The sequence below is a fragment of the Bradyrhizobium sp. SZCCHNR1053 genome (assembly GCF_032381235.1).
Classification (GTDB): domain Bacteria; phylum Pseudomonadota; class Alphaproteobacteria; order Rhizobiales; family Xanthobacteraceae; genus Bradyrhizobium.
Genome location: NZ_JAUHJM010000001.1, coordinates 185,569 through 200,689 on the forward strand (window position 1 = coordinate 185,569; position 15,121 = coordinate 200,689).

The 15,121-nt window shown below is 67.1% G+C and carries 15 protein-coding genes; 8 read left to right on the forward strand and 7 right to left on the reverse strand.

Going from position 1 to position 15,121, the window contains the following annotated elements; genetic code table 11:
* The first annotated feature begins 96 nt into the window (after positions 1–96).
* Positions 97–816, forward strand: coding sequence for a haloacid dehalogenase type II (locus QX051_RS00875; RefSeq protein ID WP_315774668.1), 720 nt, complete (start codon positions 97–99; stop codon positions 814–816).
* A gap of 10 nt (positions 817–826) precedes the next feature.
* Here QX051_RS00875 and QX051_RS00880 read toward each other — a convergent pair whose 3' ends face one another.
* A complete protein-coding gene (locus QX051_RS00880) occupies positions 827–1,915 on the reverse strand; it encodes a methyl-accepting chemotaxis protein (RefSeq protein WP_315737832.1) in 1,089 nt (362 codons plus the stop codon).
* A gap of 309 nt (positions 1,916–2,224) precedes the next feature.
* On the opposite strand from QX051_RS00880, the gene recJ reads away from it, so the two are divergent.
* Both recJ and QX051_RS00890 read left to right on the forward strand, forming a co-directional pair.
* A complete protein-coding gene (recJ, locus tag QX051_RS00885) occupies positions 2,225–4,066 on the forward strand; it encodes a single-stranded-DNA-specific exonuclease RecJ (RefSeq protein WP_315774669.1) in 1,842 nt (613 codons plus the stop codon).
* Positions 4,067–4,791: 725 nt separating this feature from the next.
* Positions 4,792–5,799 (forward strand): serine hydrolase, encoded by a 1,008-nt coding sequence (locus QX051_RS00890; RefSeq protein WP_315774670.1) that lies wholly within the window; start codon positions 4,792–4,794, stop codon positions 5,797–5,799.
* 121 nt (positions 5,800–5,920) lie between these two features.
* Here the strand turns inward: QX051_RS00890 and QX051_RS00895 are convergent, their stop codons facing one another.
* Positions 5,921–6,322 carry a hypothetical protein gene (locus QX051_RS00895; RefSeq protein WP_315737835.1) on the reverse strand — a complete coding sequence of 134 codons (402 nt, stop codon included), beginning with the start codon at positions 6,320–6,322 and terminating at the stop codon, positions 5,921–5,923.
* Between the two features lie 295 nt (positions 6,323–6,617).
* On the opposite strand from QX051_RS00895, the gene QX051_RS00900 reads away from it, so the two are divergent.
* Positions 6,618–7,409, forward strand: coding sequence for an NYN domain-containing protein (locus QX051_RS00900; protein ID WP_315737836.1), 792 nt, complete (start codon positions 6,618–6,620; stop codon positions 7,407–7,409).
* Between the two features lie 190 nt (positions 7,410–7,599).
* Here the strand turns inward: QX051_RS00900 and QX051_RS00905 are convergent, their stop codons facing one another.
* Both QX051_RS00905 and QX051_RS00910 read right to left on the reverse strand, forming a co-directional pair.
* Positions 7,600–8,832 (reverse strand): lytic murein transglycosylase, encoded by a 1,233-nt coding sequence (locus tag QX051_RS00905; RefSeq protein ID WP_315774671.1) that lies wholly within the window; start codon positions 8,830–8,832, stop codon positions 7,600–7,602.
* 58 nt (positions 8,833–8,890) lie between these two features.
* Positions 8,891–9,436, reverse strand: coding sequence for a MarR family winged helix-turn-helix transcriptional regulator (locus tag QX051_RS00910; RefSeq protein WP_315774672.1), 546 nt, complete (start codon positions 9,434–9,436; stop codon positions 8,891–8,893).
* 53 nt (positions 9,437–9,489) lie between these two features.
* Here QX051_RS00910 and QX051_RS00915 point away from each other — a divergent pair, with 53 nt between their 5' ends.
* Positions 9,490–9,960, forward strand: a complete 471-nt coding sequence (locus QX051_RS00915) for a carboxymuconolactone decarboxylase family protein (protein ID WP_315737839.1) — start codon at positions 9,490–9,492, stop codon at positions 9,958–9,960.
* Between the two features lie 59 nt (positions 9,961–10,019).
* Complete coding sequence (locus tag QX051_RS00920) at positions 10,020–10,202, forward strand: hypothetical protein (protein WP_315712101.1); 183 nt, start codon at positions 10,020–10,022, stop codon at positions 10,200–10,202.
* Positions 10,203–10,286: 84 nt separating this feature from the next.
* On the opposite strand, the gene QX051_RS00925 is transcribed toward QX051_RS00920, so the two are convergent.
* The 3 genes from QX051_RS00925 to efp form a co-directional block, all read right to left on the reverse strand.
* Positions 10,287–10,550: a hypothetical protein gene (locus QX051_RS00925; protein WP_315774673.1), complete on the reverse strand. Its 264-nt coding sequence runs from the start codon at positions 10,548–10,550 to the stop codon at positions 10,287–10,289.
* A gap of 62 nt (positions 10,551–10,612) precedes the next feature.
* Positions 10,613–12,229 carry a M23 family peptidase gene (locus QX051_RS00930; RefSeq protein ID WP_315774675.1) on the reverse strand — a complete coding sequence of 539 codons (1,617 nt, stop codon included), beginning with the start codon at positions 12,227–12,229 and terminating at the stop codon, positions 10,613–10,615.
* 39 nt (positions 12,230–12,268) lie between these two features.
* Complete coding sequence (gene efp, locus QX051_RS00935; protein WP_315712097.1) at positions 12,269–12,835, reverse strand: elongation factor P; 567 nt, start codon at positions 12,833–12,835, stop codon at positions 12,269–12,271.
* Between the two features lie 138 nt (positions 12,836–12,973).
* On the opposite strand from efp, the gene epmA reads away from it, so the two are divergent.
* Together epmA and QX051_RS00945 are read left to right on the forward strand one after the other, a co-directional pair.
* Positions 12,974–14,023 (forward strand): EF-P lysine aminoacylase EpmA, encoded by a 1,050-nt coding sequence (gene epmA, locus QX051_RS00940; RefSeq protein ID WP_315774677.1) that lies wholly within the window; start codon positions 12,974–12,976, stop codon positions 14,021–14,023.
* Positions 14,020–15,114, forward strand: a complete 1,095-nt coding sequence (locus QX051_RS00945; RefSeq protein WP_315737844.1) for a lysine-2,3-aminomutase-like protein — start codon at positions 14,020–14,022, stop codon at positions 15,112–15,114. Before epmA ends, QX051_RS00945 begins: the two co-directional genes overlap by 4 nt.
* The last annotated feature ends 7 nt before the right edge of the window (positions 15,115–15,121 follow it).

Sequence of the window (15,121 nt, forward strand, 5' to 3'; positions counted from 1 at the left end):
GAGCGTGAACCCGGAATCTCGAGACCGTGGCGCGAGATGCCGGGTCTGCGCGCTGTGCGCGCATCCCGGAATGACGAAATTGGAGAGCGGCTCAGCATGTCCGATCTGTCCATGGTCAAGGCGCTGGTGTTCGACGTGTTCGGCACTGTCGTCGACTGGCGCACCAGCCTGATCAACGACTTTACCGCGTGGTCGAAGACCCGCGGCATCCAGGGCGACTGGACCGCGCTGGTCGATGGCTGGCGCGGGCTCTATGTCGGCTCGATGGATGAGGTCCGGAGGCATCCGGAGCGCGGCTACGTCATCCTCGACGTGCTGCACCGGCGCTCGCTGGAGACGCTGGTCGCGCAGCTCGGCATCACCGGCCTCACCGAAGCCGATCTCGATCATCTCACCCGCGGCTGGCACCGGCTGCATCCGTGGGCCGACAGCGTCGCCGGGCTGACCCGGCTGAAATCCAGATACATCATCGCGCCGCTCTCCAACGGCAATGTCGCGCTGCTCACCAACATGGCGAAGTTTGCCGGGCTTCCTTGGGATCTCGTCCTGTCGGCCGAGCTGTTCGCGCACTACAAGCCCGATCCCGAGACCTATCTCGGTGCCGCACGTCTCCTTGGTCTTTCGCCCGGCGAGGTGATGATGGTCGCCGCGCACAACAATGATCTCGAGGCGGCGCAACGCTACGGCCTGAAGACCGCCTTCGTCGCTCGCCCCACCGAATACGGCCCGCTGCAGAGCCGCGACTTCGAGGCCACCGGCGCCTGGGACATCGTCGCCGATGACTTCAACGGCATCGCCGACCGGCTCGGCTGCTGATCGCCCTGCCTCACGCGCCCGACACGATCACGCCATACCAGCCGAGCCCCTTGTAGGTCTCGTAGCCGGGCGTCGCGTGGAACGCGACCATGCGCCCGGAGATGTCCTGATAGAAGCCGCTGCGCTTGCCATCGAGCTTCAGCGACACCCGCTCGCTGAGAATGCCCTGGCCGTCCGAGGACGCGATGACGCGCAGATTCGAATCCACCAGCAGCACGCGCGCCTTGTCGCTTTCGCTGACGCGGACGCCCTGCACGATCGCGCGCGCCTGAGCCTCCCAGTCGAAATGAATGGCGAGCACGCCGAGCGGCTTGCCATGGGCCTTGCCGTCCTCGCGGACCGAGGCGCAATAGGTCGCGACCTGGGCGTTGCCGAGCAGCGGCTGGCACTCGACGTCGCCGGCGACGTAGTCGTCGCCCGAGCGCAGTCCGCGCGCCTCGCGAAACCATTTGGTGTCGGCGACGCTCTGGCCGACGACGTTGAAGCGGTCGGCGCGGCCGTTGGCGATCACCTTGCCGCTCGGATCGCACAGCCACAGATCGAGATAGACGGTGTAGGCCGACAGAATCACCGCGAGCCGATCGGAGACATGGGCGACGCGTGCGGCGTCTGGGTCCGCCGCGCAATCGACCACGGCCGAATCGGTCGCCCACCAGCGCACGTCGCAGGTCCGCTCGTAGAGATTGCGGTCGATCAGCTCGATCGCATTCAGCGCCAGATCGACCATGCGCTCGCCGCGCGCCCGCTCGGTCATGCGTTCGATCGAGCTCTTCAGATTGCCGGTGCGGGTCGTGAGCTGGCCTTCCAGCTCGCGCGCGATGGTCTCGACGAGCTGTCCGACGGCGCGGACCTCCTGGGCCACCACGGCGAAGCCCGCGCCCTGGGCGCCGACCCGCGAGCTCTCGATCAGCGCGTTCAGCGCCAGCATCTTCATCTGGTTGGTGATCTGCTGGATCGACTTGGTCTTCTCGCAGGCGATCTGATTGACCTCGCCGGTGAGCCGGGCGATCAGCGCCGAGACGTCGGTCTCGTCATCCTTGGGAGTCGTTTGTGCCGGAGCGGCGGAGGGCTGCGTCTTCAACTCGGGCGCGGTCAGCATCGGCAATGAACTCCATGTTGCCGCGCCTCCTGGTCGGCACGAAGAGGGCGGACAAATCGGATGTAATAATTGATTGAAATGTTACGGAGTTCGCCTAACGGCTGTTTAATGCACTCCATTGAACGCAGCTCGAATTTTAGGCAACCAGCCGTATATGGGCGGCATTTCCCTGATTTCCTGTGAGTTCCGCCAAGTTCTGGGACGATTCTGGTGGGTTTCATGGATGGAACCTGCTGAGGCAGGCCAGTTGCTGTAGATTCGACGGCGTCCGTTTCGAATCGCTGCGCTGCAAGCGAGGCCCCGCGCGTCATGGCACCATCCGCCCTTGCACTGCCCCTGAGCGCCCCGCAGGCGTTCCTGGGCGTGCGGCTGTCGCTGACCAACAAATTGTGGCGCGACCGGCTGGATGCGCGCGGCGCGGCGCGCGCGCTTGCGATGGTGCAGCGCTATCAACTGCCGGAGATGCTGGCCCGGGTTCTGGCGGGGCGTGAGGTCGAGCTCGATCAAGTCAACGACTTCCTCGATCCCACCATCCGCAAGCTGATGCCGGATCCGTTCACGGTGACGCAGATGGAGGCGGCGGCCGAGCGCATTGCCGACGCAGCGGTCAAGGGCGAGAAGGTCGCGATCTTCGGCGACTACGATGTCGACGGCGCAACCTCGGCGGCGCTGCTCGCCTGGCATCTGCGCCATTGCGGGCTCGATCCGCTGATCCACATTCCCGACCGCATCTTCGAAGGCTACGGCCCGAACGTCGATGCCATCCGCGCGCTCGCGGCCAAGGGCGCGACGCTGCTCGTCACGGTCGACTGCGGCACCACCAGCCTCGAGCCGCTGGCGGAGGCGCGGCGGCTCGGCATGTCCGTGGTGGTGATCGATCACCATCAATGCGGCGAGGAACTGCCCGAGGTCGACGCGCTGGTGAATCCGAACCGGCCCGACGATCTCTCCGGCCTCGGCTATCTCGCCGCGGTCGGGCTCACGCTGGTCACGCTGGTTGCGGTCAATCGCGAGCTGCGCGGCCGCGGCTTCTGGAGCAGCACGCGCCCGGAGCCGGATCTGCTCAGCATGCTGCATCACGTCGCGCTCGGCACCGTCGCCGACGTCGCGCCGCTGATCGCGCTCAACCGCGCGTTCGTCGCCAAGGGCCTGATCGCGATGCGCCGGCGCGACCATGTTGGGCACACCGCGCTGATGGATGTCGCCCGGCTCAACGGTCCGCCCGAAGCCTGGCATCTCGGCTTCATGCTGGGACCGCGCATCAATGCCGGCGGGCGCATCGGCCGCGCCGATCTCGGCGTGCGGCTGCTGTTGGAAAGCGATATCTCCGAAGCCGCGCGCATCGCGGCCGAGCTCGACCGCCTCAACAGCGAGCGCCGCGTCATCGAGCAGCAGGCCGAAGCGCAGGCCGAGGCCGAGGCGCTGGCCTCGCTCGGCCTGGAGGACAAGGGCGCCGTCATCGTGACGGCGTCCGAAGGCTGGCATCCGGGCGTCGTGGGTCTCGTCGCCTCGCGGCTGAAGGAAAAGTTTGCCCGTCCGGCGTTTGCGATCGCGCTCGAGCCCGGCGGCATCGGCACCGGGTCGGGCCGTTCGATTCCCGGAGTCGATCTCGGCAAGGCCGTCCGCCATGCCGTGGAGCAGGGCATCCTGATGAAGGGCGGCGGGCACGCGATGGCCGCCGGCGTCACCTTGCGCAAGGAGCGGTTGGCCGAGTTTCGCGCCTTTCTCGAAAGCGCGCTCGCCGCCGACGTCGCCGACGCACGGCACGTCAACGAGATCCTGATCGACGGCGCCATCAGCGCGCGCGCCGCGACGCCGGAGCTGGTCGCGACCCTCAATCGCGCCGGTCCGTTCGGCAGCGGCAATCCCGAGCCGATCGTGGCGCTGCCGTCGCATCAACTGGTCTATGCCGACGAAGTCGGGCAGGCGCATCTGAAGCTGCGCTTCAAGTCCGGCGACGGCGCCATGGTGAACGCGATCGCGTTCCGCTCCGTCGGTCAGAAGCTCGGCAACGCGCTGGTTCAGCATCGCGGCCAGATCCTGCACGTCGCCGGCACGCTCACCGTCGACCGCTACCAGGGAGTCGAGCGCGTGCAACTGCGCGTGCTCGATGTCGCCGTGCCGGATCATGGACCGGCGATGATCAGGTAGCGGCCCCAACACCGCGCGGAGGCAGGGACGACAGCGGAGTGCGGGGGGCCGTCGCGTGATTACAGGGCAAGTCTTTGTAATCCCGCCGCGCATCTGCGCTCGAGTGATGCTGGATCAAGACCCTCATCAGAGAAGAGAGGGCGCAGGGAATGCCGGGTGAAGGCCTCACCCATGGCCCGCCTGCAAACAAAAAGCAGGCGGCAGTCACCACAGGCAAAGCCGTTTCAACCGGCATTCCCTGCGCGGAGGTCTTAACGCTTATACGCGATCTCCCCGGTGTTCGGCTTGATAGCCACCGTCGTCTCCGGGATCATCATCACCCAAAGACTTGGCGCCAGCATCGGGGCGCCAGGACCACGCGATTTCACGTCCGCAACCTGCCGTTCGTCCGCGTACATCGAGCACGCTGCGACACGATCGCGGCCACCGCATCCCATCCTCCACGTTCGTGACGATCGCGAAGCGCCCCTCTCATGAGGACGGGACCGTCATATAATTTCCGATTTTCATAAGAATGGCAAGCGAAATCTTGCGCCTCCCAAAGCGGTTTCGGTCATCCGACTGACATCGGTGCGAGACATGACGTTCGCTTGCTGTGGCGTTGAGGAGCACGCGGCGACGGGACGTCGGTGTTGCAACCTGCCGCTCGTTCTTGCCAATTTGCCATCTTGGCGCACTGAGTCATCTTCGCGACGAGGGCGGCTGTCCGACAATGTGGGTGTTCGATGCAATATCTGTCTGGTGTCTTCGTGGTGCTGTTGCTGTGCTTGCCGTGGGCGCATGCCGAACCGGGCCTGCACTGGCAGACAGCAAACCCCAGCGAAAAGCCTTGGACCGCGGCGATTTCGCAGGAGGTTCAGCAGTTCGCCGACGCGCAGAAGCCGACGGCGATCATGGTGGTCAGAGACGACGAGATCATTGCGTCGTCGGGTGACATCGGCGCCAAGGTCAATATCCGGTCCGAGCGCAAAAGCCTCATCAGCGCCCTGTACGGCTTGGCGGTCGAGGAGGGCCGGATCAACCTCGACAGCACCCTTGCCGAACTTGCGATCGACGATGGTCCCGACGCCCTGTCGCCGACCGAGAAGACCGCGACGGTTCGCCAATTGTTGATGGCTCGTTCCGGCGTCTATCATCTCGCGGCCTACGAGACGCCGCGGATGAAGGACCTCCGGCCTGCCCGCGGAAGCCATCCGCCTGGCAGCTTCTGGTACTACAACAATTGGGATTTCAATGCGCTCGGCACGATCTATCGGCAATCCCTGGGCGACGTGTTCAGAAGCTTCGAGACGCGGATCGCGCGGCCGCTCGGCATGGAGGATTTTTCGACGAAGGATGGTCACTACCAGAGGGAGGACTCGTCCTCTCATCCCGCCTACGTGTTTCACATGAGCGCACGCGACCTCGCGCGGTTCGGCGTGCTTTATCTCAACGGCGGACGCTGGAACGGGACCCAGCTGATCCCGGCTCATTGGGTGACGGAATCGACGACGCGGCTGTCGGACACCGAGCAGCCTGAACGCGGCTATGGCTATCTCTGGTGGACGTACACGAAGGGCAGTCCGGGCGTCAGCGCCTTCTTGGCCAATGGCTATGGTGGGCAATTGGTCGTCGTCGTTCCGTCGAAGCGCCTGGTGCAGGTCGAGCTGGTCGATCTCGCCGTCAACCCGCATGGCGTCCGAACCCAGCGCGTCCTCGATCTCGTGAGCAGGATCAGCGCGTCGGTGCCGTGAGGAGCATGCGATGGCGATCGCGCTCGATCTGAGATCGGATCACGTCTCAGCAGGTGAGATCGAGCGTCCGTGGGATCGGGTCGCAGCGCGCGACACAGGGCTCCTCGACAACCGCGACAGCTCAACGCCAGGACGGCTTCGGCAGATGATCGGGACTGAATTTCGGCGTCGGCCGGGGCGTTTGCGGAGGTGCGGCGTCGTCGGACGCCGAGAACAGCAGCAGCGCCTCGAACGGCACGTCGGGAGCTTCCGCGGCATAGCCGGAGCACGTGACGGGCGTGCCTCTGCAGCACCCTTCGAGGCTGAGCGTCAGCTCGTCGGGGCCGAACAGCGACGGCTGTCCCGGCGCGTGACGCTTCGTCTTGATGATGGCGGTAAACCGATCGCCATGCGTCTCGTAGCTGCCGGCATAGCTCAGCACGGTATCGCCGCCGCAGACCTTGCCGCCCACCAGTTCGACGATGCCGGTTCCCTGGCCTTTGGGGGTCCTGAACCAGGCCGAATAGGTGCCTTCCTTCATCATCTGCCGCAGATCCCATCGTTGGGTCGTCCGCATCGTTGTGCGAGGCGAATTAAGAGAAGGTGAAAACAACCGTCAGAACAGGCCTGGAGCCCAAATTTGTTCGTGTACGAACGGAGGGAGCGTCAGCGGCCGGTCTCCGCGCACCCAGCCAGCCGTGCCGCGACTCGCGGAGTGCCTGGTTGCGCATCCCGTGGTCTTGCCATTCGTCTCAAGAAAATTATTCGGCTGGATGTCGGCCCGCGCATAAGGGCGCGTATAAGGGAATGAGAACTGGGCCAACTTTGAGGACTATCCGATGCCGTCCGAACCTCGCTCGCCGCGTCTTGCCGTTCTGATCGATGCCGACAATGCCTCGGCCAAGATCGTGGACGGGCTGTTCGAGGAGATCGCCAAGATCGGCGAGGCGAGCGTGCGCCGGATCTATGGCGACTTCTCCAGCCCGCGCTCCAGGCCCTGGGCCGACACGCTCGCCAGACACGCCATCGTGCCGCAGCAGCAGTTCGCCTACACCACGGGAAAGAACGCCTCCGACATCACGCTGGTGATCGACGCGATGGACCTGCTGCACAGCGGACGGTTCGACGGCTTCTGCCTGGTGTCCTCGGACAGCGACTTCACCCGGCTCGCGGCGCGCATCCGCGAGCAGGGCATCGACGTGTTCGGCTTCGGCGAGCAGAAGACGCCGGAGAGCTTTCGGCAGGCCTGCCGCCGGTTCATCTACACGGAGAATTTGCGCAGCGACGCCGCGACCAGCAAGGACGCCGATACGGCTGCGGCACCCAAATCTCTTTTGCCCATCACCGCGGCGACGCCGATGATCAAGAACGTCATCACGCAGATGGAGAGCGAGGACGGCTGGGTCGCGCTCGGCGAGGTCGGCAAGCAGCTCTCCAACCTGGTCTCCGACTTCGATCCGCGCACCTATGGCTGCCGCAAGCTGAGCGATCTCGTCCGCAAGACCGGCGCGTTCGAGATCGAGGAGCAGCCGAAAGGCGGCTCGGTGCGCATTCGCGTCAGGGCGTCGAGCGCGTCGCAGCCCAAGGCGAAGGCGCCGAGGGGACACCGCGAGGCGGCGGCCAAGGCGTGACGCAAGCTGAGCGTCGCCGTTGCTCGCAACATGACGGACACATAGGATGGGCAAAGCAGCCGCCGAAGGCGGCAGCGTGCCCATCGTCGGGCGGCGTGCTCAGCGGTGAGGTGGTGGGCACTGCGCCACTACCAGCTCTCCTGTGGCGAGAGCACGGCCGCGCCTTTGCCCACCCTACATTTCTTCGCGGCTAGCCGCCCTGTCTGAGCTTCGCCAGCAGCTTCAAGCCGCCATAGCCGTCGGCCGGCTGGAGGCCGGCCTTGGCCTGGAAGTCGCGGATCGCCTTCATGGTGTCGTTGCCGACGCGGCCGTCGGTGCCGCCGGTGTCGAAGCCGGCGGCCGTCAGGCGCTTCTGCATCTCCTGCACCTCGGCAAGCGTCAGCGCGCGCTCGGAGCCGGGGAAGGGCTGCAGGAACGGCGGGGCGCCCAGGATGCGGTCGCCGAGATGGCAGATCGCGAGCGCGTAGCTCATCGCCGGATTGTAGGACTTCACCGAATAGAAGTTCGGGCCGAGCAGAAAGGCGGGGCCGCCCGCGACCGGAATCCAGAGCTGCGCGGTGGCATTGGGCTGCGGGAACGGCTGGCCGTCGGCGCGGGTGACGCCGGTCGCCTGCCAGGCCGCGTAGCTGCGGCTGCCCGACATGTTGCCGGACGCGCGCACCTCGTAGCCCCAATGTTCGCCGCGGTGATATTTGCCGCGGTTGATGAGATAGCGCGCGGTCGAGCCGAGCGCGTCGTCGGGGCGGCCGAACGGGTTGATCTTGCCGTCGCCGTCATAGTCGAAGCCGACGTTGAGCCAGACTTCGGGCATCCATTGCGTGTGGCCCATCGCGCCGGCCCAGGAGCCGCGCATCTCCTCCGGCGTGCTCCAGCCGCGATCGACGATTTTCAGCGCATTGATGAGCTCGGTCTCCCAATAGGCCTTGCGGCGCGGCTCGTTCCAGGCGAGCGCGGCGAGCGCCGGAAACACCGGGCGCATGTGGTTCTGCTGCACCAGCGGATCGCCATAGGCGGACTCGACGCCCCACAGCGCCAGCAGAGTGCCGCGCTCGACGCCAAAGTCCTTCTCGATGCGCGCGAACAGCGCCTCGTTCTTCTGCAGCGCGATCTTGCCGTTGATGACGCGCCAGTCGGAGACGCGACGGTTGATGTACTGCCAGAGCTGCTCCTTGAACTCCGGCTGGTTGCGCATCTCCTTGAACACGGTCATGTCGGGCTCGAGCCGCGCCATGACCCGGGTCCAGGTGGCCGCCGAGATGCCCTTGGCCAGCGCACGAGCGCGAAAGCCGTCGCGCCAGGCCTCGAACTCGGCCGGGGCAGCCGCTGCCGGCAGGGCGGGGCCGAGCAGCGCGGCGGCACCGATGCCGGAGCGGAGCAGGGCGCGGCGGGTCATCGTATCGGGCTGTGAATCGGACTGAGTCATGGAGGGCAGTCTACCCGCTGATGCGGGCCGGCGGCAAAGCCCGGAGCGGGCGGAACTTTCACGCTTGGTGGAGCTCGGCGGCGATGCGGGCCAGCCAACGGCGGATGGTCGCGAGGTCCCGCTTGCTCAGGTCGCCGGCGAGTCGCCGCTCCAGCGCGCTGGCGCGGCGACGGGCCTTGGCGAGCAGAGCGAGGCCGTGCCGAGTCAGGGTCCATTGCAGCGCCCGGCCGTGCACGGGATGCGGTGCTCTCTGGATGGCGCCGTCGCGCTCGAGATTGCCGATGATCACGTTGACGGTCTGCGGCGTCAGCAGCGCGACGCGGGCGAGGTCGGCGCCGGACAGCCCGGGATAGGCCTTGAGCATCGTCAGCACCACGAATTGCGGATGGGTCAGTCCGGTGGCGATGAGCGCGCGGTCGAGCGACAGCCGCGCCGCGGCCTGTGCCTGGCGCAGCAAATAGGCGAGGTAGCCGTCCTCGCCGCGCTTGCCCTCGCCGGGCGATGGCGGGCGGGCCGCTGTCTTCGGCCGATGCGCGGGGCCGGCCTTTGCGGGGGCTGCCTTCCGAGGCGCTCGCGAGGTCGTCAATTCCGGTGCCTTGCGCATATCATCAGAGCCCTGATAAGTTATCAGATATCTGATAACATGAGAGACAGACCATGTCACATGCGCGCAGCGAGTACACCACGTTCCGGAGCCAGGCGCCGGAGCTGTACGATGCCATCCTTGCGGTGAGTCAGCAGGCGGCCAAGGCCGGCCTCGACAAGCAGCTGCTCGAGCTCGTCAAGATCAGGGCGTCGCAGATCAACGGTTGCGCATTCTGCGTGCAGCATCACGTGCTGCTGGCCGAGAAGCTCGGCGTGTCCGCCGACAAGATCAATCTCGTCGTGGTGTGGCGCGAGGCGCCGCAATTCTCGGCTCGCGAGCGCGCGGCGCTGGCGTTCACCGAGGCGCTGACCACGCTGCAGGGCGGCGTCAGCGACGAGGTCTATGCCCAGGCCCGGGCGGAATTCTCGGAAACGGAGCTGGTGTTCCTGACGTCGGCGATCGGCGTGATCAATCTCTGGAATCGCTACGGCGTCGCGTTCCGCTGGACGCCGGCGGAGCGGCCGGCGCGGGCGGCGTCCTGAGTTGCCTGGAACCGCGGCACGGCCCGGCGGGTTATGCGCGGGAGGTAGAGGAGGCGCGCATGACCGGGACGGACGAACCGCTCAAGCCGGAGGATTTTCCGCTGGAAGCCGACAAGGAGCGCGTGCAGCGCCAGGACGGCAAGCCGATCGCCACGACCAAGAACGAGGCGATGGCGCAAGAGATTGCGGACCGCCTCAATGCCGAGGAGCATCGTCGCGAAGAGGACAAGTGGTCGGCGTGACTGTTGACTGTCTCCCCGTCTCGTATCTCGCCGAGACAGATGCCGCTTGCAATCAGCTCGAACTAATAAGCACGCGTGCCACGCTCAAAACGGATTCGCCGGCTGCGCCCGCTTGGGGCCTTCCGGCTTCGGCTCGACCGCGAGGGTGGGGTCGGTCGGCATCACGCGCGCGCCGGCGGCGCGGGCGACCTGGCCGGTCGTCGAATGCCGTGCCGCCTCGGGGGACTTGATCTCCGGCGGATGCCAGCGGTCGCGCACCAGCATTGTCAGCGCGCCCACGCAGAGCAGCGCAATCGCGGCTGAAACGAGCGCCGGTCCGGCTCTGCGATGCGGGTTGGCTGTCATCATCTGCGATCCTCCGTGGCCAGACAACCCGGAGCGGTGGGCCCCGGTTCCGGGTCCGCCGGCGATCAGTTCCGGTCGCGCGCGGCGGCGGCGTCGGCCGCAGGTCCGAGCGGCGACGATCCGAGTGCCCCGGTGGTCGCCGGCGGCGACGCGGCGATCTCCTCCAGCCCGACCTCGCGGCCGCGGCCGCCGATCAGGCGCTCATAGGCTGCAATCAGCGTCACGTAGGGATTGACCCAGATCCAGCCATCGCGCGTGAACAGCTGGACGTCGAAATGCAGATGGCGCGTGGTGCCGTTGGGATGGTCGAGATAGTTCGAGACCACGCCGATCGGCTCGCCCTCGCGGAGGCTGCGGCCATTGAGCAGGCCGTCGGCATCCATCGCCGCGGGATTCATGTGCATGTAGCGGAAGCGGACGTGCTCGGTGCCGCTGTTGACCTGCACCGTCACGGCCTGCTGCCGGGTCGAGCGGATCACGACGCCGTCGCGCACGGCGAGCACGCGCTGCCGCCACGGGTTGCAGCCGTCGGCGCCGTCGCGGCGCACCGGGCAGGCGCCCGGCCTGAGATCCTGGCCCTGATGGCCGAAGCCGCTGGCGCATTGGCCGACGTTGAAGCTGCGCGCCTCGCAGAAATTGTCGCGCCAGGGATACTGGCTCCACGGCTGGTCGAATTTGTCGCTCGCGCGCCGGCGGCCGAACGACTGCGAATGCACATAGGCCGGCGCATCCAGCGGATAGCGGATCTGCGAATAGACGGTGCGGTCGGCCCGCCCGCCCTGGCCGCGTCCGCCGCTGTTGGCGACGATGTCGCCAACGGGCCGATAGGTGAAATCGGCATCCAGCGTGACCGGGCGCTCGGCGGCGAGCGGCGCGATCTCCGGCGGGATGCGCGACGGCTGCCCGCCGGCGATGCGCAGTGCCTTGAGGAAGCGCTCGGCGATGGGATTGGCCTCGCGGCAGGCGAGCCGCCGCGGTCGCGGCGCGCTGTCGAGGCACTGGATCGAGACCACATAGGGCACGCCGAAGCGCGTGAAGGCGTAGCGGACATAGCCCTCGCGAATGAAGCGGCGCAGATCGGGATATTGCGCTGACAGCGCCTTGACGGCTTCGCCCTTGCCGCCGGCGGGATCGGCGACATCGTAGGTGAGGAGTGATCCGGTGATCTGGATCTCGACCGGTTTTGCGAAGACGCGCGACGGCAGGCCGGAGGTCACCTCCGGCGGCAGCGAGAACACCGCGTCGTAGCCGGACGGGCCGGCATCGAACAGGTCGGTCTGGAAGTCGGCCTGATAGCGCGGCAGGCCGCGCGCCGCGATGGCGGCGCTGCGGCGCGCAGCAAGATAGGACGTGGCGTCGAACGGCAGCAAAACGGGGACCGGACTGCGTCCGATCCCCGTGAAGATGGTCGAGGTCACGCCGTTGAGCTGGACCAGCGCGGGCCTGCGCCGCGCATCGCCGGCCGAAACGCCGCTCCGGTGCGCGGACAGAGCGAAGTCGGCGGCGACCTCAGGCGCCGCGTTGAGTTCGGAGCGGAGCTGGTCCAGCGCCGCGCGCCAGTCGGCGCGGTTGATGGTGAGGGCGGGCGGAGCAAAGTCATCGGCCGCGCGCGTCGTGGACGGCGCGGCCAGCGCGATGACCGCCGCAAGGGCGGCGGCGATGATGGTGACCCGTGCCCCCAATTCCCCCCACGCCCCCCGGCGTCAGATCCTCGAGATGCCTCAGTCCTTGGCGCGCTCGCAGTAGGAGCCGTCCTCGGTCATGACGACGATGCGGGTGCCGACCGTGATGTGCGCCGGCACGCCGGTACGAACGCCGTTGGAGAGCACCGCCGGCTTGTAGGACGACGACGCGGTCTGGCCCTTGGTGACCGGCTCGGTCTCGACCACCTCGAGCGTGACGCGCTGCGGCAGGGTGATCGCCACCGGGACCACGTCGTGCATCGACAGCTTGACCGTCATGTTCTCCTGGAGATAGGCGGCCTGGTTGCCGACCACGTCCTTCGGCACCTGGACCTGGTCGTAGGTCTCCGGGTTCATGAAGTGGAAGCCGTCGGCATCCTCGTAGAGATACGTGAAGTTGCGCTCCTCGATCGTCGCCTTCTCGACCTGGTCGGTGGTCTTGAAGCGCTCGGAGATCTTCACGCCGTCGCTGATTCGGCGCATTTCGATCTGGCTGACCGGAGTGCCCTTGCCGGGATGGATGTTCTCGGCGGTCACGACGACATAGAGCTTTCCATCTTGCTCAATGACGTTACCCTTGCGAATAGAGCTGGCGATGACTTTCAAAGCTGTTTTCCTGACACTGAAAAAGGGGCGCCGGACTGGGCCGGGGCGCCGCGCGACGCGGAATGCGGTTTCGGGCGGCAACATACTGATTTTGTCCGGGGTTGCCAGTCTTTTGCGGCCGGAACGGGCGATCCCCTGATGTCCCGGGAGCCCGCGCCTTCGCCCTGGTGGTCGCCGCAGCGGCACGCCGACATCAGGCCGTTCCTGCTCGCCCGGGCCGCCATCATCCGCGCGCTGCGGGCCTGGTTCGACGAGCAGGGCTTTATCGAGGTCGAGACCGGCATCCTGCAGGTGTCGCCGGGCAACGAGACCCATCTGCACGCGCCGGGCACCGACCTGACGAGGCCGGACGGAACCCGCCATCGGCGGTATTTCCGAACGTCGCCGGAATTCGCCTGCAAGAAGCTGCTGGCGGCCGGCGAGCGGCGGATCTTCGAGTTTGCCCGCGTGTTCCGCGACCGCGAGCGCGGCGACCTGCATCTGCCGGAATTCACAATGCTGGAATGGTATCGGGCGGAGGCGCCCTATGACGCGATCATGGCCGACACGGTCGTGGTGATCGCGCACGCGGCCCAGGCGACGGGAATCCGGCAGTTCGCCTTCCGTGGCCGCACCGCCGATCCCTTCGCCGAGCCCGAGCTGCTGACGGTTGCCGGCGCGTTCGAGCGCCATGCCGGCATCGACCTGCTGGCGACCATCCGCGACGGCGCGGGCGACCGCGCCGCGCTGGCGCAGGCCGCCGCTGGCAAGATCCGGATCAGCGACGACGACACCTGGTCTGACCTGTTCAGCAAGGTGCTGGTCGAGCATGTCGAGCCGCATCTCGGGCAGGGACGCCTCACCGTGCTATATGAATATCCGGCGCCGGAGGCCGCGCTGGCGCGGGTGGCGGCGGACCCGCGCGTTGCCGAACGGTTCGAGGTCTATGCCTGCGGCGTCGAGCTCGCCAATGGCTTTGGCGAGCTCACCGACGCCGCCGAGCAGCGCCGCCGCTTCGAGCAGGAGATGGCCGAGAAGGAGCGGCGCTATGGCGAGCGCTATCCGCTCGACGAGGACTTCCTCGCCGCCGTGGCCGCGATGCCGCAGGCGAGCGGTGTGGCGCTTGGCTTCGACCGCCTGGTGATGCTGGCGGCCGGCGCCACGAGGATCGACCAGGTGGTATGGACGCCGCCGGCAGGTGAGCGATGAACAGGGTCGAACGTCCGACGACATTGCGCAGCGCCGAGGATCTCGTCGCGCAGGGATTGGCTGACGCGGCGGACCAGCCGGCGCTGGCGCGCGTGGCGCAGCGCTATGCGGTGGCGGTGACGACGCATCTCGCCGACCTGATCGACGTTGACGATCCGAATGATCCGATCGCGCGCCAGTTCGTGCCCAGCATGGACGAGCTGAAGGCCGCGCCCGGCGAGCGCGGCGATCCGATCGGCGACGACGCGCATGCGCCGGTGCCCGGCATCGTGCACCGCTATCCCGATCGCGTGCTGCTCAAGCTCGTGCATGTCTGCGCGGTGTATTGCCGTTTCTGTTTCCGCCGCGAGATGGTCGGGCCCGGCAAGGACAACGCGCTGTCGGAGGAGGCCTATCGCGCGGCGCTGGACTACATCCGCGCACATGACGAGGTCTGGGAGGTGATCCTCACCGGCGGCGATCCGCTGATGCTGTCGCCGCGGCGGCTGAAGGAGATCATGGCCGATCTCGCCGGCATCGATCACGTCAGGATCATCCGTATCCACACCCGTTTGCCGGTCGCCGATCCCCAGCGCATCACGCCGGCGCTGGTCGAGGCGCTGAAGGTGCCGGGCGCCGCGACCTGGGTCGCGCTGCACGCCAATCATCCGCGCGAGCTCAGCCCTGCGGTTCAGGCGGCCTGCGCGCGGCTGATCGATGCCGGCATTCCCATGGTCAGCCAGTCGGTGCTGCTGCGCGGCGTCAATGACGATGCGGCGACCCTGGAGGCGCTGATGCGCGCCTTCGTCGAGATTCGCATCAAGCCGTATTACCTGCACCATGGCGACCTCGCGCCGGGCACGGCGCATCTGCGGACCACGCTGGCGCAAGGTCAGGCCCTGATCCGAACGCTGCGCGGCCGGGTGTCCGGCCTGTGCCAGCCCGACTACGTGCTCGACATTCCCGGCGGCTACGGCAAGGCGCCGGTGGGGCCGCAATACCTCACTGCCGATGAAACTGTTGAGCAGGATCATGCGGCAGGTGCGCAAACGCGCTATCGTGTGATTGACTATTGCGGCGAGGCGCACCTCTATCCGCCCGCCGCGGGATGAAGTGTCC